The sequence below is a fragment of the Paenibacillus sp. MDV22-iso6 genome, from assembly GCF_058408365.1.
In genome coordinates this window covers 56,960-79,199 of record NZ_JBZVDZ010000012.1, presented here as the reverse complement: position 1 = coordinate 79,199, position 22,240 = coordinate 56,960, and the positions used below count along the sequence as shown (strand labels likewise).

Annotated in this window: 21 protein-coding genes; 4 read left to right on the top strand and 17 right to left on the bottom strand. The window is 37.2% G+C overall.

Going from position 1 to position 22,240, the window contains the following annotated elements; genetic code table 11:
* Positions 1-103: 103 nt before the first annotated feature.
* From AC4PM4_RS27130 to AC4PM4_RS27120, 3 genes are all read right to left on the bottom strand, one after another.
* The gene (locus AC4PM4_RS27130; protein WP_491614966.1) at positions 104-958 is read right to left on the bottom strand and encodes an aldo/keto reductase; all 855 of its coding nucleotides are present in this window, start codon (positions 956-958) and stop codon (positions 104-106) included.
* Between the two features lie 167 nt (positions 959-1,125).
* Positions 1,126-2,376, bottom strand: a complete 1,251-nt coding sequence (locus tag AC4PM4_RS27125) for a macrolide family glycosyltransferase (protein ID WP_063566481.1) — start codon at positions 2,374-2,376, stop codon at positions 1,126-1,128.
* A 226-nt stretch (positions 2,377-2,602) separates the two neighbouring features.
* Positions 2,603-3,856: a mechanosensitive ion channel family protein gene (locus tag AC4PM4_RS27120; protein ID WP_090811508.1), complete on the bottom strand. Its 1,254-nt coding sequence runs from the start codon at positions 3,854-3,856 to the stop codon at positions 2,603-2,605.
* A gap of 201 nt (positions 3,857-4,057) precedes the next feature.
* On the opposite strand from AC4PM4_RS27120, the gene AC4PM4_RS27115 reads away from it, so the two are divergent.
* Entirely contained in the window at positions 4,058-4,780 is a 723-nt protein-coding gene (locus tag AC4PM4_RS27115) for a hypothetical protein (protein ID WP_491614965.1), read from the top strand.
* A 325-nt stretch (positions 4,781-5,105) separates the two neighbouring features.
* On the opposite strand, the gene AC4PM4_RS27110 is transcribed toward AC4PM4_RS27115, so the two are convergent.
* A complete protein-coding gene (locus AC4PM4_RS27110; RefSeq protein ID WP_491614964.1) occupies positions 5,106-6,200 on the bottom strand; it encodes a carbohydrate kinase in 1,095 nt (364 codons plus the stop codon).
* 327 nt (positions 6,201-6,527) lie between these two features.
* Between AC4PM4_RS27110 and AC4PM4_RS27105 the strand changes: the two genes are divergently transcribed.
* Positions 6,528-7,709 (top strand): NupC/NupG family nucleoside CNT transporter, encoded by a 1,182-nt coding sequence (locus tag AC4PM4_RS27105; RefSeq protein WP_491614963.1) that lies wholly within the window; start codon positions 6,528-6,530, stop codon positions 7,707-7,709.
* 23 nt (positions 7,710-7,732) lie between these two features.
* Positions 7,733-8,662, top strand: a complete 930-nt coding sequence (locus AC4PM4_RS27100; protein WP_072735766.1) for a nucleoside hydrolase — start codon at positions 7,733-7,735, stop codon at positions 8,660-8,662.
* 388 nt (positions 8,663-9,050) lie between these two features.
* Here AC4PM4_RS27100 and AC4PM4_RS27095 read toward each other — a convergent pair whose 3' ends face one another.
* From AC4PM4_RS27095 to AC4PM4_RS27050, 10 genes are all read right to left on the bottom strand, one after another.
* On the bottom strand, positions 9,051-9,833 hold the full coding sequence (locus AC4PM4_RS27095) for a hypothetical protein (RefSeq protein ID WP_491614962.1): 783 nt from the start codon (positions 9,831-9,833) through the stop codon (positions 9,051-9,053).
* Between the two features lie 204 nt (positions 9,834-10,037).
* Positions 10,038-12,308 carry a hypothetical protein gene (locus AC4PM4_RS27090; protein ID WP_491614961.1) on the bottom strand — a complete coding sequence of 757 codons (2,271 nt, stop codon included), beginning with the start codon at positions 12,306-12,308 and terminating at the stop codon, positions 10,038-10,040.
* A gap of 325 nt (positions 12,309-12,633) precedes the next feature.
* The gene (locus AC4PM4_RS27085) at positions 12,634-13,242 is read right to left on the bottom strand and encodes a recombinase family protein (RefSeq protein WP_491614960.1); all 609 of its coding nucleotides are present in this window, start codon (positions 13,240-13,242) and stop codon (positions 12,634-12,636) included.
* 179 nt (positions 13,243-13,421) lie between these two features.
* Positions 13,422-14,591, bottom strand: coding sequence for a site-specific integrase (locus AC4PM4_RS27080; RefSeq protein ID WP_491614959.1), 1,170 nt, complete (start codon positions 14,589-14,591; stop codon positions 13,422-13,424).
* Entirely contained in the window at positions 14,564-14,749 is a 186-nt protein-coding gene (locus AC4PM4_RS27075; RefSeq protein WP_491614958.1) for a helix-turn-helix domain-containing protein, read from the bottom strand. The genes AC4PM4_RS27080 and AC4PM4_RS27075 overlap by 28 nt, the downstream gene beginning before the upstream one ends.
* Before the next feature lie 190 nt (positions 14,750-14,939).
* A complete protein-coding gene (locus AC4PM4_RS27070) occupies positions 14,940-16,574 on the bottom strand; it encodes a DNA primase family protein (protein ID WP_491614957.1) in 1,635 nt (544 codons plus the stop codon).
* A gap of 7 nt (positions 16,575-16,581) precedes the next feature.
* Positions 16,582-17,145, bottom strand: coding sequence for a hypothetical protein (locus AC4PM4_RS27065; protein WP_491614956.1), 564 nt, complete (start codon positions 17,143-17,145; stop codon positions 16,582-16,584).
* A gap of 312 nt (positions 17,146-17,457) precedes the next feature.
* Complete coding sequence (locus AC4PM4_RS27060; RefSeq protein ID WP_491614955.1) at positions 17,458-18,675, bottom strand: hypothetical protein; 1,218 nt, start codon at positions 18,673-18,675, stop codon at positions 17,458-17,460.
* A gap of 119 nt (positions 18,676-18,794) precedes the next feature.
* Entirely contained in the window at positions 18,795-19,361 is a 567-nt protein-coding gene (locus AC4PM4_RS27055) for a hypothetical protein (protein WP_491614954.1), read from the bottom strand.
* An 8-nt stretch (positions 19,362-19,369) separates the two neighbouring features.
* A complete protein-coding gene (locus tag AC4PM4_RS27050) occupies positions 19,370-20,494 on the bottom strand; it encodes a hypothetical protein (RefSeq protein WP_491614953.1) in 1,125 nt (374 codons plus the stop codon).
* 189 nt (positions 20,495-20,683) lie between these two features.
* On the opposite strand from AC4PM4_RS27050, the gene AC4PM4_RS27045 reads away from it, so the two are divergent.
* Positions 20,684-21,028 (top strand): helix-turn-helix domain-containing protein, encoded by a 345-nt coding sequence (locus tag AC4PM4_RS27045; RefSeq protein ID WP_491614952.1) that lies wholly within the window; start codon positions 20,684-20,686, stop codon positions 21,026-21,028.
* 49 nt (positions 21,029-21,077) lie between these two features.
* On the opposite strand, the gene AC4PM4_RS27040 is transcribed toward AC4PM4_RS27045, so the two are convergent.
* The 3 genes from AC4PM4_RS27040 to AC4PM4_RS27030 are packed head-to-tail and all read right to left on the bottom strand — an operon-like array spanning position 21,078 to position 22,083.
* Positions 21,078-21,248, bottom strand: coding sequence for a hypothetical protein (locus AC4PM4_RS27040; protein ID WP_491614951.1), 171 nt, complete (start codon positions 21,246-21,248; stop codon positions 21,078-21,080).
* A gap of 12 nt (positions 21,249-21,260) precedes the next feature.
* Positions 21,261-21,440 carry a hypothetical protein gene (locus AC4PM4_RS27035; protein WP_491614950.1) on the bottom strand — a complete coding sequence of 60 codons (180 nt, stop codon included), beginning with the start codon at positions 21,438-21,440 and terminating at the stop codon, positions 21,261-21,263.
* Between the two features lie 37 nt (positions 21,441-21,477).
* Positions 21,478-22,083: a JAB domain-containing protein gene (locus tag AC4PM4_RS27030; protein ID WP_491614949.1), complete on the bottom strand. Its 606-nt coding sequence runs from the start codon at positions 22,081-22,083 to the stop codon at positions 21,478-21,480.
* Positions 22,084-22,240 lie beyond the last annotated feature (157 nt).

Sequence of the window (22,240 nt, the reverse complement as noted above, 5' to 3'; positions counted from 1 at the left end):
TCAAAAAGCCTCCTAATCTACATCTCTGTAGGTTAGGAGGCTATTTTTATTTTATAACCATTCAACTCACCGTAAGGTGAACCGAACTTTTTATAATAAGCATTTAAAATTCTTCGTATTCACTCGGGTCCTGATTCCACAACCGTCCATCTTTACGATTATAAGAAGAAATGACTTCCATCTCCTTCTCGCTCAGCTCGAAATCAAAAATATCGATATTTTCTTGCTGGTGTTGAAGCGAGCCTGCTTTAGGGATCGGAATTGACCCAAGCTGGGTATGCCAGCGCAAAATAACCTGCGTACCCGCTTTGCCATGAGCCTCGGCAATACGAAGGATCTGCTCATCTTTTACGATATCTTGTACAGCATCATTGCCACGACCAATCGGACTCCACGATTCGTTAACAATGCCATGCTGCGAATCCTTCTCCCGCTGATCCGCTTGATCAAAGAATGGATGCAGTTCAATCTGATTCAGACTTGGCGCTACTCCGGTCTCCTTAATCAGGCGTTCATTGTGTTCCGGAAGGAAATTGCTAACTCCGATTGAACGGATATATCCGCGTTTCTTCGCCTCAATGAGTGCCTGCCACGCTTCCACATACATATCCTGCTTGGGATTTGGCCAGTGAATCAGATATAGATCATAATAATCAAGATCTGCTCTGTATAGAGATTCTTGGATGGCTACAATCGCCTTTTCAAAGGCATGGTAACGCCCTGGCAGTTTAGATGAAATGAGCAGGTCTTCTCTGGAAACGGAGCTCTGTTTAATGGCCTTCCCAACAGTCGCCTCGTTCTCATAGTTATACGCTGTATCAATTAGTCGGTAACCTGCATCCATCGCGGACGCTATGGATTTAACACCTTTTTCTCCTTTTAAGCTATAGGTACCAAAGCCAATGGCAGGTACCTTTAAGCCATCATTCAACGTATATTCCGGAATTGTATGATTCATCTGTAAACTCTCCTTTGCGAAAGATATACTAAAACGATATGGAAAAGGTGATATGCCCTCTCCGTTTATTCTACCCCTCCATACGCGGATGAATCAAATATAAGCCACCACCCCGTTGATGGGGTGGTGGCTTTCTCGTCTAATTTTAATAGAGGCAAGTCGCCTCTTTATTCAAGCGAAGAGATGGGCGTGGCCGATAACGACCGCTTGCCCATAAAGTTCTGAATGGCGATAGCAGCCTGCTTGTACCCACCAGCATCGCGTAACGTTTTCCCAATAACCTCAGCATGTTCCTTGTAGGAGGCATTACCGAGCACTTCTAACACCGCGGTTCTCAGTACGTCGGGTGTAAGGTTATTTTTATCCACGATGACACCTGCTCCGAGCTCCTGCACCCGGCCTGCTACACGTGGCTGATCCGAGGTTAACGGGAGCATGACCAACGGTACATTATAATACAAAGCTTCACTTGCACTGTTCATGCCCGCATGTGTCAGAAAAGCATCTACACCCTGCAGCACTTCCAATTGTGGGAGATAGGGTCTGATGATGAAGTTGTCAGGAATAAGATCAGCAATGGGCTCCAAATCAGTATCCTTCCCTGAAGACAATATAAACTGCACAGGCAAATCACGAAAAGCCGTAAAGCACAGCTTATAAAAATCAAGATCCTTATTTAAAATGGTTCCCATCGAAATATAAACCGCCTGTTTATAAACGGCATGCAGAGATTCCTTTGCAAAGGATGGTGCATCCTTGCGGGGGGTAATAGATGGGCCAGTGAACACAAAGCTGTCGTCCAGCTTGTCCCCCATGGGTTGAAAATAACGGCTTGTATAAACAATCTTCAGTTGTCCTGGGTGCCCTGAAAGATCCGCTAGAGAAGGAACAGCCACATTGAACTGGGAAGCTAATTGCTGGGACATCTCAATGATGCTGTTATACAGCTCCTTGACCTCCTCATCGTCATCCTTCAGTTGATTTTGATTACCTGATCCGAGAGGCTCCACAAAAACAAAAGTGGTGGTTGAGCATACCGCTGGAATACCCAGCTTTTCGCCTAAAATTTGCCCTCCCCAGCCTATTATGGAGTCAAAAATCAAATAATCGTAGGTTTCATTTTCGATCAGATTCAGAACATCCGGAATAAACCGCTGAATAATTTTTTTCAAAACCATATATAAAAATTGGTAAGGGTGCTTGATTTCAAATGGCTTCATATCTGGGTTGTTGAGCAGGCTTGCCTCGTTGAAGGAGTACGCTTTAAATTGTGCGCCTAACGCTTCAATCTTCGTCCGATATTTTTCCGTACAACAGTAGACGACTTCATCGCCGTTCTCTATCAGTTCCTTGATTATTCCGAGCGTCGGATTGATATGCCCTTCTGCAGGCATCATTACAACTAATACACGTGCCACGAAATTCACCTCCATTAAATTTTCCAATCTTCAAAGCGGGACATTTTATTTCTAGCTTCAAGATACGATACGTGTAAAATAAAATCTGGAAATCATGCCCATATGAATATACTATTAATTATTTCCAATTTTGTAAATAGTGTATATGTCACTTTTTGAACAAAAAAAACACCTTTACGGTGCTCTCTCTGTTCATATTCATTTTGGATCAGGTAAATAACAGATCTCAATATCCTCTCGAATATTGGGGGCTTTCTTTTAGTTGCACGATATCATGTCCTGTTGGATTTTGGAAGGCACGAAGGCCAAAGGTCGGCGCAACCGCGAAGATGTGGTCAAAAATATCCGCTTGAACCGATTCATACACACCCCAGGTGATATCATTGCTGAATGCATAGATTTCAAGAGGTAGTCCGTTATCTCCAGGCGCCAACTGTCTCACGATCAACGTCATATCCTTATGAATTTTCGGATGATTCCTTAGATATTGATGGATATACTCCCTGAATACACCCACATTCGTAAGCTGTCTACCGTTCACAATGCTGTCCGTATTAATGTGGTGTTCCATGTTGTATTCGTTAATTTCATTTAATTTTGTCGCGATATAATCCGTAAGATAGTGGATCTTCTGAAATTCCCCAATCATTTCCTTGGTGCAGAAGCTTATGCTGCTTGTATCGATATAGACGCTTCGCTTAATCCTTCTACCACCGGATACCTGCATGCCTCTCCAATTTTTGAAAGAATCCGAGATGAGCGCGTAGCTCGGAATCATCGTGATCGTTTTATCGAAATTCATAACCTTCACCGTGTTTAATGTAATATCGATGACGTCGCCGTCTGCATTATATTTGGGCATTTCAATCCAGTCACCGACACGCACCATGTCATTCGATGATAATTGCACGCCTGCCACCAGTCCCAATATGGAGTCCTTGAAGACGAGCATCAGAACGGCAGATAAAGCGCCGAGTCCACTGAGAATAATCAACGGATTCTGACCAATGAGGCTCGAGATGACGATAATGCCTCCAATGATGAAAAGAATGATCTTGGCTACCTGAATGTATCCCTTAATGGGTCTGATCTTAGAGATTTCATAGGAACGATATATGGTATCAAAGGCATTAAGCAGCGCATTTAATACCGTGATGGTTATGACGATCATATAAGTTAAAGCTGCTTTTTCAATCAAAGCTTGATAGGACGGGAAGACATACGCAGAATAATAAATGATAATCGCCGGTACCAGATGCGAGAGGTTGTGGAACACTTTTTTCTCCACAATGATTTTATCCCACGTGTACCGATTGTTGTTGATGATTTGGATAATAATCTTCAGTACGATTTTTTTGGCTATAAAATTGGCCAGTATGGAGACCACAGCTATAAATACCACCATGATCAAATTCGAAAGATATCCAATGGTTTGTTCACTCATGCCAGTTCCGTCTAGTTGATTTTTAATAAAGTCCATTGTATCCTCCTGACGCGGTTTATATTAACTTATTATTATAAATTACATTCTAGTACGAAGTAAAATTTCAAAATAATACAGTAATCGGTTGATGGGTAAAGGGTACTTGCCCCCGCTCATGAGTATCACTTCACACAAATGGGCTAATGTGCATAGACTGGGCTAAATATAAACCAGACTCTTGCATTGGAGATGTGAACATTGAGTAATACAAAAAATAAGGCTAAGACTCAGCCTATTGCCATGAAAAAGCTTTCCCCCGTAAGCATGGTAACGGAGCTTCCTCCCGTCCGCGGTAATTTAAGAACCTCTTCCTCAAATCCAAATAAGGCCATTCATAATGAAAAGGACAAAACATCCGCTATCGATGCATGTGTAGACCGTGCTTTTCGTATTCCTATATTTTTGAGTACAACCAACACGGTAAATGGCCCGCAAGAGCAATTTTTGAACCGTCTGATTAGGGAAATTGAAGATGCATTGCTCTTTCCCCGCACATTGCCCGTTAGTGAACAATACCCGGAAAACATTCTAACGAATATACGACGCTTGGTTTTTTCAAGCTATGGTCTGCTCGCGATCAACTTCCGCAGATTTTTTGTTCAAATTCTTGAATCCAATGTAGGGGAGCCACCAACGACCACTCCGTTCTGGGAAGGATCGACCTTTTCTCAAATCGAGCCTGCCATGGCCTTTCAATTCGGTATTCCAATCTTATTAGTGAGGGAGAAAGGCACTGACGTCAGTAATGGAATTTGGGCCGGAGGAATCACACCTCTCAACATATTTGTTGACTGGGATTCCGACAACCAATCCGTAGACGATTTCTTTAACAGTGTTCAATGGAGAGAAGTTTTTGCTTATTGGGCTGCAGAGGTAAGGGGTAACTATTTGCTTCGCACGGAGCCGTTGTTCAATAATTAATATGAATTAAAAGATTCACTGTTATTGACGATGAAATCTTTGCGTAGATTGCAATGACGTACTCGTTCACCTCATACCTGTGCATGAGGTCACTTTGGATTCGCCCTTTTTTGACCTTATAGATGCCAGTTTATTTAATGTTGCCTCAACCACACGATTTCATGATCCCCGACAGATTACGGAAAAGCAAAAAAGCGACCTAATACGGTCGCTTTTTTCAAAGTTTGGTGGAGGCATGGGGATCGCCTACATAGTTATTGTTAAACCAACGTCCTATTTGACTCGCCATAGACATCGCGCATTTAATGTAGCGAAGAAGTAAATATTATCGTGAATATACCTGTACGACTTCATGTATTTTTTCAGGTTTTAAAGATGTGCAAATTGATTCTTCCGTTTGAAGGGTAAGAACAGCACCGGCAAGTCCCAGCTGGCACGCGCTATGAAGCGATTCATTGTTCATGATTCCATATATGGCACAAGAAGAAAACGCGTCACCAACCCCTGTGGTATCCACAATATCCGTCTGGATAGCAGGTAAATGTCCAGATTCCTCCGAGGAAGAATAATACGCCCCCTGATCGCCAAGCGTAATCATTACTTGTTTAACGCCACGTTCTCTAATTTTTTCACACGCGATCTGGCAATCCTCAATTGAGTCAATTCTCATGTCGGCAAGCACCTCTGCTTCAACTCGGTTGGGGAGCAACAGTTCTACTCCGTCGAGACGAAATGGAAGTTTTTGCGCCTTGGCTGCAGATGTAGGATCTATGTACAAAGGAATATGTTCATCGGCACAACGTTTAATGATATAGCTGATACATTCCTTAGGAATATTCGTATCCATAAAAACGGCTTGCGAGGAAACGATGTAGGACCACTTCTCCTCAAACATGGACGTCGTCATTTTTTCATATATTTGCATATCATCCATCGAGACCACGCTCTCACCGGTTGGATCCAGAAGAGTGATGAAAATCCCAGTCCGCTCAGTTGGCAACACCCAAACTTGACTAACATCAACACCTTGGCTCTTTATTTCATTTAGGATCCAGTCGCCTTCTTTATCGTCTCCAACACAAGTCATAATGGAAGTATTACAATTGAGCCGGCTTAAATTTTCAGCAACGTTGCGTGCTGCGCCGCCGCAGGATTCATTGATTTTTACCGGATTGGATGAAGAATAACTGATCATCTGATTGGATCGCGCTTTCTTGTCTATGTTGGCCCCTCCAATACAAACAACCGACGAGTCTTCCCGTAAAATATAAGCCCGTCCCTTGATTTCACCGCGTCTGGTCAAGCTGGCAATATAATTGGCAACCGTCGGACGGGATAAACCAACCTTAGCGGATAACTCTTGTTGAGATATATAAGGATTCATTTTTATATGGTCTAAAATTTGTTTTTCTTTATCCACGAAGTAACCTCATTTCTTCTTATATTCCTCAATACAACCGCGTGTTTGTCTGTCGTATTCATTATACAACTAAAATTACCTTCAAATGAATTCATGCAGTAGTGCCATGCGAAATTTAGCCATTTGTTATGGATTGTTATGGATCTCTAGCATCATGATTTAATTTTGTGTATTGACACAATAAAATGAAAGCGTATACTAAACATATGTTTTATATATAAACATTTGTTTGTAACTATTAGGAGGTGTACATTGGCTGTTAATTATCTTGTGGACAGACAAGTCAATCTTGCATGAGACATTGGCATTAACATGGAGGAGATATACATGGATTTTGTTTTCTTACTAACTGGCCTTCTTCTTGTTTTTATTATTGGTTTTGCAGTAAGCAACAATCGCAAAAAAATAAAATACAACCGTGTTCTGATCATGTTGGTCATACAGATCCTTTTGGTTTACTCTATGATGAACACGAGTATAGGGATCATTGCGATTACAAAAGTGGGCTTGTTGTTTGAAAAGCTGATGGGGATTGCCAATGCGGGAATACAGTTTGTATTTGGCGGCTTGGCGAATGAAGGTCAAGTCCCGTTTTTCCTTGGCGTGTTAATGCCCCTTGTGTTCATGTCTGTATTGATTGGAATTCTGAATTATATCAAAGTATTGCCTTTCCTCATTAAATATTTAGGTCTGTTTCTAAGCAAAATAACGGGAATGGGCAGACTTGAAAGTTATTTTGCCATATCTACATCTGCACTTGGACAACCGGAAGTATTTTTAACCATTCTCAAACAAATCCCTCATCTGTCCAAAGAAAGATTATATACGATTTGTACATCTGCAATGAGTGCAATAAGCATGGCGATGGTTGGAGCATACGCCAATATGCTGGAGCCCAAGTTTGTTGTAACGGCTGTTGTATTGAATATTTTCAGCGCTCTTATCGTTGCCAATATAATTAATCCATATGATCTGGATGAGGATGAGGACTTAGTTGAAATTGAGGAAAAAGAACGACTACCATTCTTCCGAATGGTTGGGGAAAGCGTAATCGATGGTTTTAAAATCGCCATTATTGTTGGTGCCATGCTGCTCGGATTTATCTCCCTGATGGAGCTGGTCAATGTGATTTTCCAAAGCGCATTACACATTTCATTCGTTACGGTAATTGGTTATATTTTTGCGCCAATCGCCTTCTTAATGGGAGTTCCGTGGACAGAAGCTGTACAAGCAGGCGGAATTATGGCTACCAAACTGATTACGAATGAATTTGTTGCTATGTTGAGCTTTGGTGATATGTCGAACCAATTCTCCTCGAAAACGGTCGCTATTATATCTGTTTATTTAGTTAGTTTCGCAAATTTCGGAACGCTAGGCATCATCTCCGGATCAATCAAATCGATCAGCGACAAGCAAGGAGACCATGTTGCGAAGTTTGCTCTTAAATTGCTGTTAGGTTCAACATTAGCATCTGTTATTTCAGGCACAATGATGGGACTTGTCATGTAAATAAAACGTAGAGGTGAAATATAATGACAACAAGAAAAGTGATTATGGATTGTGATCCAGGACATGATGACGCCATTGCGATTATTTTAGCTGCTGCACAACCGGAATTGGAGATTCTAGCGATTACAACAGTTTCCGGAAATGCAGAAATTGAAAAAACGACTCAAAATGCTTTACAAATTTGTGATTTGATTTCGTTAAATGATGTTGTGGTTTCAAAAGGTGCCAGTGAGCCTTTGGTCCGATTACGTGAAAATGCTCCTGGCATTCATGGGGAGTCAGGCTTGGATGGTCCTAAGTTTCCTGAACCTTCCCGCAGCTGGAGCGAAGAACATGGCGTTGATACCATTATTAGACTTGTAAAAGAGTCGACAGAGCCAGTTACCCTTCTTCCAACAGGACCGTTAACCAATATTGCGTTAGCATTAACAAAAGCACCGGAAATAAAAAGCAATATTGATGAAATTGTACTCATGGGCGGCGGAACTATCGGCAACTGGACACCAACTGCTGAGTTTAATATTTGGGCTGATCCAGAAGCCGCAAAAAAAGTTTTTGATAGCGGTATTCCAACCGTAGTAATGGGACTGGATATTACACATCAAGCCTTGGCGACCAAAGAAGTCATCGACGAAGTAAATAAAATCGATAACCATGTCGCTAAAATAGTGGGCGAACTACTAGTATTTTTTGCATCGACCTATAAAGAAATGTTCGATTTTGATGGGGCACCGGTACACGATGTCTTAACTGTGGCCTATTGTGTGGCACCAGAATTGTTCAAGACTAAAGATGTGAATATTGTCGTGGAAACGAAAGGTGAGTATACCGCGGGAACAACCCTAGTTGATCTGCACGGGGTTACTGGTAGAAAAGTTAATGCTAAGTTTGGTTTAGAACTTGATGTAGACGGTTTTTGGAAACTAATGATTGACGCACTTAAAAAATACTAGAATCTAGTGATAGCACCTTTGGTTTGCTTCGTGCATGTTGATTTACTTTTTTTAAAATTTCCTGGAGCTGTTTTCGATCTCCAAACGTCTTGACCACCTCCGTTTTTATTATTGTTAAGGTTATTATATTAAAAACTGAAAAACCACCAATCAGAACGCTGATTGATGGTTTTTGCTCACTCTAATGGAGGCGAGGGGAGTCGAACCCCTGTACTACCAATTTTAACAAAGATTAATTTAAACCTCTCTATCTCACAAACCCTTATCATACGCTTCTTTTAACTCGGATAACTTCTGTAACTTTTTAACACATATTAAACCTAATTATCAAGTTTTCTTTTCTTTGACTACTATTGTCTACAGAAATCGGACAGGAGTTTTGAGAATGTCAATCCTTAGGAATGTTTCTAATCATATAGTTTATCAGAGCTTCCTTTACCCCATTCTCACCTTGAGAACTAGACAGTGTTTCAGATAAATGTACCATGGCCTCATTAAGGAATTCGTCAGCAAAAACTTCGATGCCTTGCTCATTTAGATTATTCAGCCCCTCAACGTTATTTTTTTGTTGAGTTGATATTATCGTTTGATCTAGAATAAATGCCCCAAGCCCTACTGTCATTGAAGCCAAATCGGTTTCATCTACTTCTCCAGGATAAACCTTAGACAACACATAAAGGATTCCAATAATGCTGTACCTTGAAATCATATCAATTGTTGTCTTGTTTTTTTCTTCGTCTTCCAAAGATAGGATTAGGGATAACACATCTGGATGCGCAAAACTACATAGAAAACGATAAATATATTTTAGAAAATCACTACCTTCCCCTATTCTATTAATAGCATAATTAGGCCCAGGACTTCTACCAAGGATTTTGAATGCATCAGGGGATCTTCTAGAAACTGATGACTTATAGTATGTATATTGATATAGTCTCGCTGCACTTTCAAATGTAACCCTTAACAGTACGGGGGTTTCTAAGTAGTAGACATTCTCCCTCAACACCTTAATACTTTTAATCGTCGAAATCATGCGCTTTATTAAAGCACTTTTATAATTATCATTATCATTTTCGTGAGTTAGCACAATTCCCAGTAATTTTTCAAGATAGTAATCAGTTGATTCTACCTCAGTAGATGAATAGTTTCTAAATAAATTAACCAAATCCATTAGCTCCACCCCTATAATTCTATTACAAAATCCAAAATCCAAAAAATTAGTGTGGGTGTTTCCACACATATTTATTTCGAGTTGAATTGTGCTTAAAAAAACAAAAAAGGAAAGGAAGCAACTTCAAAAGGTTGCTCCCAATTGTAAAATGCTCAAACATAATATTGAATTTAATTAATGAAGTTATTTGTATCGACTAGCGAATTACTTTTCTCCGTTTTCCTCCATTATCGACAAAGTTGTGTCAATAATATTCTCTACTACTGCCGTTTTTCCTATAAATCCATCACCAGTTAAGTGCATCTTTAGATCACTTCGTAACCTATGTTTTCTTTCATCCGTCATTGAACACCAAATCATCTTTCGATATTTATAATCAAATCTTAGCTTCAACAAAGCATAAAACTCATCTTTGTATTGAGAAATCAAGTGAAACTTTACAACATCATAAATCGTTTCAAGAAACTCTCTAATAAAATTATCCTTATCTTTATAGTTTTCGTCAAGGAATATTGAAACTTGTTGCGTCTCCATCATTTTCACTATACAACTCTTAAATTCTAGTGCTGGCTGGATTCTCCTCCATCCCTCACGATCAGAATACATTTCTTCTATAGCTTTTTGCAAAGGACTCCAAATTAGAAGACGATACTGCAAAGGTATCATTTCTTCTATTCTTTTTTCAGTAAATTCAGTAAATATATCCTGCATAAGACTTGTTCTATATAAGAGTTTGATAAACCCATCTTTAAATCCTTCAGGGTATCTAACTCTAGTCTCTTCAAATTTAATCGATAAAATTTTAAGCATAAGAATTTGTGGAGAATAATCCTTAAAATACGGATACACTTGTTTCTTGTCACATAAATAGATATTTTCATTCCCTACAATTTTACTAAGATGTTGCTTTTCCGACACTAAGTATTCATCATCTATATGAGCTTCAAATTTTAAAATATCTATGTCTTGAAGAATTTCACCGTTCAATTCATCTTGTTCAATGTCAAAGAAGGTCTCAGCGTACCTTTCTAGACAAGTATCAATTCTACCATAGATTACTCTTGTTCTTTTCCCGTAGCCTAGTGCATTAATAAACTCTACATTACCATTCAATGATTCATCCTTCTCATCCAATCTAGTGTGATATAAAATGATGTCCGGTTTATATTTTTGAAGATTACTCGAAATTTGACTTCTGACATCATTTTTTTTTTGATTCAAGCCAACTGTATCCACTACTCTTATTGTAGGAAGTTCACTTAACACATCATAGTAAGGGAGCTTAATTTCAGCAGATGCAATAAAAGGTGCAATAGTATAAAATCCTTCTACACTTGTCATGCTTTTATTGTCGAATATTACCGATAAAAATTTTTTGGTTTCAAGTTTTTCCTTCTTTGTTTCTCCAATTTCTTTAGTAATAACATAACATGTTCTTGTATTCCCACTTAGATCTTTCATTTTAAGTTCTTTAAATACTTCATTATAATCACTCTTGAATTTATTCATTCTTTCTTCGAGCAGATTTGTAACCTTCTCTATTGTTTCTCTCGCCTCATTTGTCTCCATCAAAACCATTAATCTTTTATCTAATTCACCCGCTTCAACTTTGTTTTTCTCTTCATATGCCACTTTTTCTATCCCTCTTATAATCACTTCATCATATTCGCTTTTTGCATAAGATGAACTGTTCAGTAACTTCCTTTCCACGGATAAGAACATGTTTCTCAGCCCGCTATCAAAATCTGTTCGCAATTTTTCAATTTCTTTCCCAATTGCTCTGTTTAAGTTAATCGTATTATCCTGTGTTTTTTTCAATCTATCTACAAGGTCTACCGTCGCCTGTTCAAAGGCATCATTTGCTTGCGGGTTATCAATTAATATGTTCCCCATTGCATTGAATGTCTCAATATATAAATCTGAAATAATATTTTCAATACTATTAATTATCTCCATACTATCCTTTAAAAAAGCATACACTTGAATTTCTGTTTCGGAGTTGTTGTCGTTTAAGGTTATCCCCATTTCAAATGATGTGGTCTCTCTTAAGCTCACTAACGGTGAAAAACATGAACGATATTCTTGTTTAACCGCCCCATTTAGAGTAAAAGAAGATTTACCAGCAGTACTCACCCCCATGTTCAAAACTGTAAAACATTTTTTTAACCCCTCTACTTTTGCCTCATCAAAATCTATTATTCGAAGAGCCAATTCTAAAGCCCTATTGTCGAATCTTCCCTTCAATCCGTGCTTAATGCTATACATAAGTGCATTTTCAAGAAAACTCTTTGTATATTTACCGTTAACAAGCACATTGACTTCTTCAACGATCGCTAGTGCTTTTTCTGTTGTTAATTCATCACCAAATATCTTACCTACCGCAAACTTCAAGCTTCTCCCATCCTTGGAAAATAAAATCTTGTGATAGCCGTTATCCGAAATTAACGAACCACTAAATTCATCTGTACTTGTCATAAATAGCGCTCCTTTTTTTGTAGTAACTTAATAACACATCAACACTAATCTAAAAAAGATGATACACTTAGGAGAAACATGAGTCAACTTCTTTCTTCAACTTATGTTTTTATAGAAGAAAAAAAGTTTATTAATTTCTCCTTTGTGACCAATTGACGTATTATTTTACTCAGTGAAGGCACAAGAGCGATCCCATTAAATGGGATCGCTCTTGTGTAATATTTTCTAACACTGTTAGATGGCATTAACTAACTCTCATTCCCCCGCAACAAATATATACTATTAATTATAACTAACCCATATTCCCATCAGGTTCTCACCAAAATTAGAGATTAAACATTTCATATTCTTTAACTCTCCTATAAAACGTTCTATGTTTCATCCCCAATTTATTCATAGCACATGTAGCCGTCACCAAACCAGACTTCCAATCCTGATACACTTCAATGAATGCTTCGTTTACTTCAATCTTCGGACGACCAAACTTAACTCCATCACTCTTAGCAACTTGAATCCCCTCTGCCTGACGTTGCTTATTTTTCTTCCTTTCTTGTTCTGCTACATACGCCAGCAAACTCAAAAATTGATCCTCCATCACCTTTCCGAAATCACCCATGGTTTTGAATTTTCTTGAATCAAAAAGTGTCTCGTTATCCAGACAAACAATATCTGCTTTCACTTCACGAGTAACATACTTCCACTCATTTATGATTCCCTCATAATCACGCCCTAATCGGTCCAAAGCATCAATATAGATTAAGTCACCTTCGCGAATCATTAGACGCATAGCTTGATATTGTGGTCGATTAAAGTCCTTTCCACTTAGCTTATCAACAAATATATATCTTTCGTCAATTCCAATATCTCGAAATTTTAAAAGTTGCCTTTCCGGATTCTGATCCTTAGCTGATACTCTTCCATACCCCATCTCCATCAACTATACCTCCAAAAATTTGTGCCAAAATATATGCGACGACCATGGCACATGCCAAAAGTAAATTATTAATATTTTGGCACGTTAAGAGATAACTCTTGGAGACGTGCCTAAAAGCATGCTTTTAGGCACACAAAAGAAGCAGTACTCTCCGCTTCTTTTATGTGCCTATTCTCATATCATCGACCCCTGAGTGCATTACTCATTAGGTTTAAGGTTTCTTTGTGCGTTTTATCAAATACATGAGTATATATTTTATTGGTTGTACCTATGTCTGAGTGCCCCAATGCCTCGGAAATTGATTTTAAGTCTACTCCCTCATTGTGCAGCACACTTGCGAAAGAATGTCTAAGATCATGAAGACGAATTTTAGGAAACTCATTTTTTTCAAGAAAGTCCTTGAACTGCTCAGTTACTGAGTTCACTCGATAAGGCTTTCCATTATCATGACAGTACAAGTAGCCAGAATCATCATACTCAGTTCCAAACAGTATCTTCATTTCTTCATGTATAACTTTTAAATCTGATAGTAAATAGTGTAGGTCATCACTCATATGAAGTGATCGCCTGCTTTTATCTGTTTTTGGTAGTTTTGTTATTACCTTGTTACCCGCACTTGTACGAACCTCTTCTATATGAATTTTCCTTTGATCCAGGTCAACATAGTCCCATTTAAGGCCAACGATTTCTTCTCTTCTAAGCCCTAAATGTATAGCTAGGTTAACTGGGACCTCCAACCTTGTATTCTTTACCTTTTCCAACAGCACAATAAGTTGTTCTTTGGTGTAAGCCTTCCCTTCAAACCTCCTCTTTTTTGGTAAAGATACAGCGTCGGCTACATTTCTATGGACTAATTGTTGTTTCAAAGCATAGTCCAAAGTCTTACGAATGAGTGCGTGATGTTTGTGGACTGTGTTTGGCGATAACCCCTTCTCTTCCATCAGATGTTTGTAATATTGTTGAATGTGGCCTGGCTGGAGCTTTTGTAGTTCAAGAATTTTGAAAAAAGGAGCTATGTGCTTATTTTGAATATTCCGGTAACCATAAATCGTAGTCTCTTCACAATTGTACTTTACATAGTTATCCATCCAATGATGGATTGTCTCTACAAATTTCATTCCACTAGTTTGTACTACAAGGTTACGATTTTTATTATACTCAAATTCATTAAGAAGTTTCTTTGCTTCTGCTTCCGTTGCAACAGTTTTGGTTTCTCTCATTCTTACCCCATTGATATCTTTTCCTAATTCAAAGGTTACTCTAAATTTTCTCCCTATCTTTTTGATACTTCCAGCCAAGTTGTTCACCTCTGTATTTTGTTTTAAATATACGTATTTTGCTCCACCCATGACTTGAACCCTTTTACGGGAATCAGTATTTTTTTTCCTACTTTTATTTTAGGAAATCCCTCCTCCTTGACCAGTCTATAAAGAGTATTTTTCCCTAGAGGTAAAATTTCGTGAAGTTCGTTCATAGTGTAGAACAACTTACTATCTGTTTCACTCATCCTGTCATCTCCTTTAATAATATATGAACGAAAAAATGCAAAATACTTCTTGTCCGTAGTCATCTAGTAGAATCGAGAATCTTCAAAAATCTTCGTACTTTAATCTTATAAGCTATGATTTACGAGTCTTTTTCAAAAAGCGTAGCTAACGTAGCCATGAATACCAGATCCATCTAGACATACTTATACCTTACTTTAAAGCTATACCCCTAAAACCCATTAATGGATTCGATCCTTCTATTCTCAACTTTTCACTCTTGACTTCTAATTTTTCAACTTCTCTCCAGAGTTCAGTTTTGGTCAGTACTTGAGATGCATTATCTTTGCAGTACTCTTTATAGGCCTCGTAAAGCATCTTCCTGTGCACCTTCAGCTCTAGGTTATGCGGTTCGATGTAGCACATATCATAGATAAATTCTGAGAAATTACTTAATTCGTTCATATATTGTCGTTTAAACTGGATGCCATCATCACATTCAATAAATTTAAAATTATTCTCAATAAGCTCATGGAGACCCTCTAAAGCCCATTGAACAATCAAACTCCGCTCTTCTAACAACTTATCAAGTAGAAACCTATCCCGCTTGTGCTCCGGTGTTGATAAATTAAATGTAATGAACATCAAACGATCCATAAATGCATTGGTTCCATCATATCTCGAGATCTTAGGCATGTGGTTCCCTGCTGCAACCAACTTTGTTTGTCCCCTAAAATCAATTGGGGCTTCTCCTTTCCTATCTCCTGTAATTAAGTCGCCACCAGTAACTGCTTTTATAAATTCAATGCCTTTTAAATCAGTATCTTCGCTCATTTCTGGAGAAATATTCAGTTGTGAATGAGCCAATCTCGACTGCATAAAGCGGTTCTCAGCAAGTTGTTTAAGAGTCATTGATGTGGTGTTGCGTATTCCAACCAAGTTCTGTAGCAAGCTCAACCAAACGCTCTTTCCGGTATGCGGCTTACCAATTAAAATAAACATTTTCTTTGCTCTAGTATGATTAGAAATGATGTAGCCAACCATTTGTTGCAACGACTTCATTTTTAATTCCTCTCCATTAGTGCAGTCTTCAAGGAAACGAAGAAAATTACTTGAGTGAAAACAACTATCAATATGGAGTTCCCTACTCAAATAAGAATCATAATCCGCATCTATATATCTCGTGAAACAGTAGTGTGAATTATGCGGAATAAGCTCTTGACGGAATAAATCATACACCCCATTACGAAAGTTTATTAGCCCAGAGTCATTATTCTGATTTAGCTCTCTCTGAAGCTCAGGATGTGTCTTTAGACGATAAATAATTTCATCAATCTTCTGCTTCCGTACCAATCGATCTTGATCATCAGTTAAACTTTTCCGAATCAAAACCGCCACTTCTCTATCTGTCATTTGTCTAAAATACCCTTCTTCTGGCTGGTAGATCATTAAATTATCACCAGTGCTAATTATTTCATACCTAGTAAGCATGATATTTTCTACTTGAGTCTCGAAAGTAACCCGCTTACTTCTATTAGGGAAGACACTAGCTGTTGTAAAATCTGTATCACTCTTTTCGGAAATTATACTTTCCGGGATAGCATTCTGATCCAAAAACTCTGAAAAGTTACTCTGTGCACCATCCATATCCTGCTCTATGGAAAGAGTCGCTTCAATATCACTAAGTCTTAATTGGTCAAAATCAGTAGGCCTCATCATAGAAAAAGAATCTATCGGGCTACTAGTAGAACAATTTTCATCAAAGTAATCGCAGTTAAACTGCTCCTTATCCAAATCATTTTGAGGAGGAATGTTTGCATCGAGGTCTATTCTTCTTCTTTCTGTCATTACTAATTCACTCCCCATAAAAGTGTTCATTAGCGTGTTCGGGAAACATTCTTCTTATTGTAGAAGTTGTAATTGTCCTAAGTGATTCTTTAGCGCTAGATTCACGAACATAGATTTCTGAGAATTTCCCCATTACTAGCCCATCATAAAGACAGTAATGAGCATAATCTTTGGTTTCTACATACATAAAAATAAGATTATTATTGACTTCGTCTTTAGTGCTATATGAAGAAGTATTATTGTTATAGTGAACACACATCTTCTTATTTAGAGTATTTCTTGAATCAATAATCACTCTTACAAAATCCTCATCAATTGAATGATTGCCAAACTGCAATGATCCGTTTCCGAAATCTCCGTAGTATGCACGGCTGTTCTCAGTAATTATAGCGACAACTACTATATACGGTTTTCTGTTCACCCCAAATAATGTAGTGTGAGATAAACTTGAACTGTGTGCGAGCAAACTAATTTTGTTTTCTCCTTTAGTTAAATCATTTATCTTCTTTACTTCAGCACGATCAAGGTTCTTAAGGTAATACGCTAGCTCTGATTTGTTATTAGTATTCATTCAATGTTCAGCTCCTTTGGATGTTGAGTACAAAATTAATAATATACCTATCATCCAATCGAAGTGTTGCAGAGTGTTGCCCCAAAATGATACTATGTAACCCTGATTTTTATGGTATAATATATCTTTTTTTGAATTGAGGTATTATTCTCATTTATCGTTATTTCACAAAGTTCAACACACCGCATATATTTCAACTGATAATCAACCGTAAAAATAGTACAACAGCATTCACACTTTTAATTGATCATTAAACATCTCATTGTATAAGAAAAGACACAATTCCTCGAATTGTGTCTTTTCCTCTTAAGCTTATAAATTAAATTCTGATTTCACTGCTCCAATAAAATTAGTTATTGCCGTTTTATATTCCATATGATCATCCAATAAACTGTCTTCTGACTCTACTTTCTTATTTTGTTTCATCTCCGTTTGTTTTTGTACAAAGTCTTTAAGATGAAAGTTCACTAATGAATCTATTAAGCCGCTATAATTTTCAATTGCTTTTAGTATATGCGACAGATCACCTTCCGTTTCCTCTGAATACTTCTCATTAATATTGATTTCTAAACAGTTCTTATCTATCAGATCGTAAAAGTATATTTCTGCTAAAGGTATCGTTATGAAGGCTAAGTATAAAATAGCTTCTTGAAGAATATTTATTTTATCTGCGAAATCATCCGAAGTATAGTATCCATAATGCCCAACTTTATCATTCTCATTATAATCTTTATTAAGTAATAATCTACACATCATTTCTACTAACTGAGGTCTAAAATTCACGTTGGGTAAAATAGATATCAAACTTAGAAGTTCTATAACTTTCTCTCTCTGATTAGCAGGAAAATATATAATATTTTTTCTAATTGATTCAAATAGATCAACATTATATTCTTTTTCAAATAAGTATTTACTTACTAGCTGTTGCTCTTCTGTATAATTCTCTATAACACTTATAAATATATTGCGTAGTTCCTTAATGCTCAGATCTTCTCTGTCTAATTTATCCAGAGTGCTTATCCAAGTTATAAAAAAAATAAAAGGTTTTGCTAGAAACGGAATATAAAGATTGTCTTTATATCCAGTAATATTTTCAGAGTTCGAAGTTCTATTTTCAATTTTAAAGTACTTGCTTATAATTCCCTCCACTGCCTTTTGGAATGTACGACTTGATTTTGATGAATTTATTACCCCTAGTATATTTCGTTCCTCATATCCATTAATGTAATCAGACATTTTTTTGAAGCCATCACTGTTTTTTTCCCTGTCTTCTGCGTCAACAATTTTTTTTATGATGTAACTGTTAATCTTCAGATGTTCTATCATACTATTTCTAAATGCAGTGATTCTATCGCTTTGAATAATTAAACTCTGCAACTCATCTGGCATGTGATCTATACAAATTATAAGAGCTGACTGTAAAATTTCTTCCTCTGTACTTTCTTTCACTTCACTCTTGTCATCTCCAATAATAAATGTATCCAACACTAACTTTCTGTCCTCTGGATTTAAATAGTGATTATACCTCATCATTTGTCTCCTAACATAATATACTTCAACTAGTCAATGAATATTATCGACATTGAGCTACTTGGATATTATAGAGACAAAAAAAACAGAAGATAATTGATATCTTCTGGTGAGTTCAGTTAATTTTCATTATGCCCCTGATCGGTATCTTTCAAGAGTAGCACATTGTTAATTGCCGGTATGATTATTGGTGTCGCTGCATAAGCGTACATCAACTCTTTAATCCCTAAATTATGTTTATTGAATACCGAACTTTTCATCTTAGAAATTATTGAAAATTCACTCTTCTTACTATCAATCCAAATTCGATGCTGAGATCTCCCCTTGAAGATGAAGTAAACACCATTTTTTCTTATCTCTACTTTAAAGTCTGGATGAGAGAAAGTAGAATTAAGTTGCTCATAAAGTTCGTCATTTGAAATCTCAATTTGTAACGGGTATGTTTTAAAATTCATTTTCAATACTCTAAATCCTGCAATGCCGTTTGTTATCAGATATGCTAGCGCCCAACCAATAACCATGCCTGCACACATCAAGAATAATCCACCGCTTATTGATACAATTCCTCCAAAAGCAATAAGAAAGAAATAATATTTTTTAAACCCGTTAATAGGGACTAGCAGTTCTGTTTTATCATCATTAATTTCAGTAACTAAACCAGGCAACTGATCCACATCTCCATTCATTATTATCTCTACTTATTTATAACTTTATATTCAATAACTTGGTACGTATCCTTATTTAACAACTTCGCCTTCTTTACAACAGCAGTAGCAGTTCCGTAGTTATCATATCCTATATCATTTCCCCATGCCTCATCCTTAGGTTCGTACAAAACACTCTCTCCTTGGCTCTCAAAATCAGAAGTATATATTTGGATTTCTGCTGTAAATGTACCGTTACCGTTATCGTAGAAATTATTAATCTGAGAGAAGTTCATATACTGCTCACCATCAGCAGAGGGCCACTGATAGTCTCGTCCCTCTAATGGATATACCTCCGTTGCCTTTGCCTTGATTTCAATCCCGAAAAACCTTTTTACTGTATCAATTACATGCTTACTGTCAAGTTCATCATAAGATCCACCTTTAACCTGAGTCGTTTTTACTCGATTTGCGTAATTGATTTTGTTATGTACGACTGCAAAATCAATTAATTGCTCTACATCATAATTATCCTTGTTGAACTGGCTAAAGTAAGCTTCACTTAAATTGCTGAAGAATAGATTTAGCTTCTTCTTTTCGTCATAACTTAGTTTAGAAAATACATCTTTCTTAGATGAAATAGCTTGTTCACTCTCAGTTTCTTTCGCTATTTCCTCGCTTTTCTCTTCTGATCCAGTTGCGATTTCATTATTACTAAGTGACGTAGATTCAATCTCTAACTCATTAACCTTTCTCTCGAAAATACTTTTAAGCAATGCGGCTCTAACCATGTTATCTTGCGGAACATCATTGAAGGAAAGTGCTGCTGTTTCAAAGGTGCTAGTTCCATTTAAAATAAATTGAAGCCTGGCTTTAACCTTTGCATCTCTATACTCCGTATATCCCGTGAATTCTACCACGTCCTCGCCCGATTCTGCCTTGAAATATTTCCACGTATTGCCCTCGAAAAATCGGTCAAATGCCTCACCAATTGATTTATCGGGATAAGATTGAAAGTGCCCATTCTTTACATTCAGCACATTCTCATTGCTTTGATCTGAGATATTACTGATTTGATCTTGTACTTTTGAAGTTACATCCTGAACAACTTGGTCGGTTTCTGTGCTACACCCAGCTAGAACAACCAACAACATAAGAAATACAGCCTTTTTCATAATATTCTCCCCTAATGAATTTAGATATAATTACATAAATTACAAAGCACTTACTTGATTATAGGTAAAATGAACTACATATTCAATGCTTTTAGAAACTTATTTAATAAGTGACTATAGCACGTTGAGGTGTTCTGATTATACCATTATCGTTTCCTTATAGTATCTCTTAGGAAACAGGTGGTATGAATGAATAAAATTAACGCACTTGTTGGGGAAAATATAAGAAACTCACGACAAAAAAGGGGACTGAGTCAAGAAAGATTAGCCCTCAAAGCTGGGTTAAACACATCTTATCTGGGACAAATAGAACGTGGCGAAAAGAGCCCTACTATATCAGTGATAGACAAAATCGCTTCAGCTCTGTTGATTGATATCAAAGATATTTTTGAATCTGATCTTAAACAAGAAAGCATAATTACTACAGAATTCATTGATAGAATTGTCTATGAACTAAATGGAAGAACAACAGAAGAACAAAAAGATGTTTATCATTTCATTCAACAACTTCTCATATTTAAAGATAAAAAATAAAGAGGTGGCCCCCATATTTAGTGGCCACCTCTTTATTAGATGTAGATTGCTACTGCTGGTTTTTCTCATACAGCTTAATTACATCCTTAGACTCACTTTCCCTACTACTATGCTTCTCATGTAAATCTTTTGCGGTTTTGAATAAGTCGAATCCATTTTCCAACGTTTTTACAATGGCATCAGAAGCAGCATTTTGCGCTTGTTTCCAACGGTTAATCATTCCATCACTCTCCTAGCTTTTAAGTTTAGTTGCAACTCTTATGCCCATCCTTGCCCCCAAGAGGTATCCTATTGCTGTCCCAACACCAGGTAAAACCAACGTTCCAACACTAGCTCCTGCAGCCCCTCCAACCAATGTTCCTGTTGCCATATTTAATGTCTCTACAATTACTGATACTGGCTTTTTAATCAAGTTCCCTCACCTCCTTTCCATAAAACAAAAGAACACGTCACATATGTCCGTGTTCTTTCAAGCTATAAAAACGATCTCCCCCTATAATTACATGATCCAACACGTCAATACCAATGATATTCCCTGCTTCAACCAATCGCTTTGTTATCTGGATATCCTCCTGAGAAGGTGTAGGGTCGCCACTAGGATGGTTATGAACACAAATAAGAGAAGCACTACAATGCCTAATAGCTGCATTGAATACTTCTCTAGGATGGACGATGGAAGCGTTTAGTGTACCTATAGATATTACTTCATTGTGAATCACTTTATTTTTGCTGTTCAAGAAGATCCCAATAAAGTATTCTTTATGAGCAAATTTATAGTCTGCAACTAAGTGTGTTACTACATCACTAGGCGTTCTAATATACTGATCACTTACTTCTTGAATTTGCAAAATTCTGAAAAGACTCAAAATCGAAATTATTTGCTTTGCTCTATTGCCCGTATTTCCTATCCTCATCTTTAGTTCTATCTCAGAAGTACTTACTAACTCTGAAATAGTAGAATAATTTTCCGACAAATCAGTTAAAAGTTTGGAATTTGAATCTATCATTAGCGCTTGTGAGAAAAGAATTTTTAGTTCTTCATTAAAAAGGGCCACCCTCATCACTCCTATATAGATACTAGAACTCTGGTAAACACTATACAGTAGCATAATATATAAATACTTCAACTAATTTAACGATTAGTAATAAGATATATCAGTCGGACGATCACTTAGTCTATTATAAAATCAATAAAAACAGGCGGTATGTTTC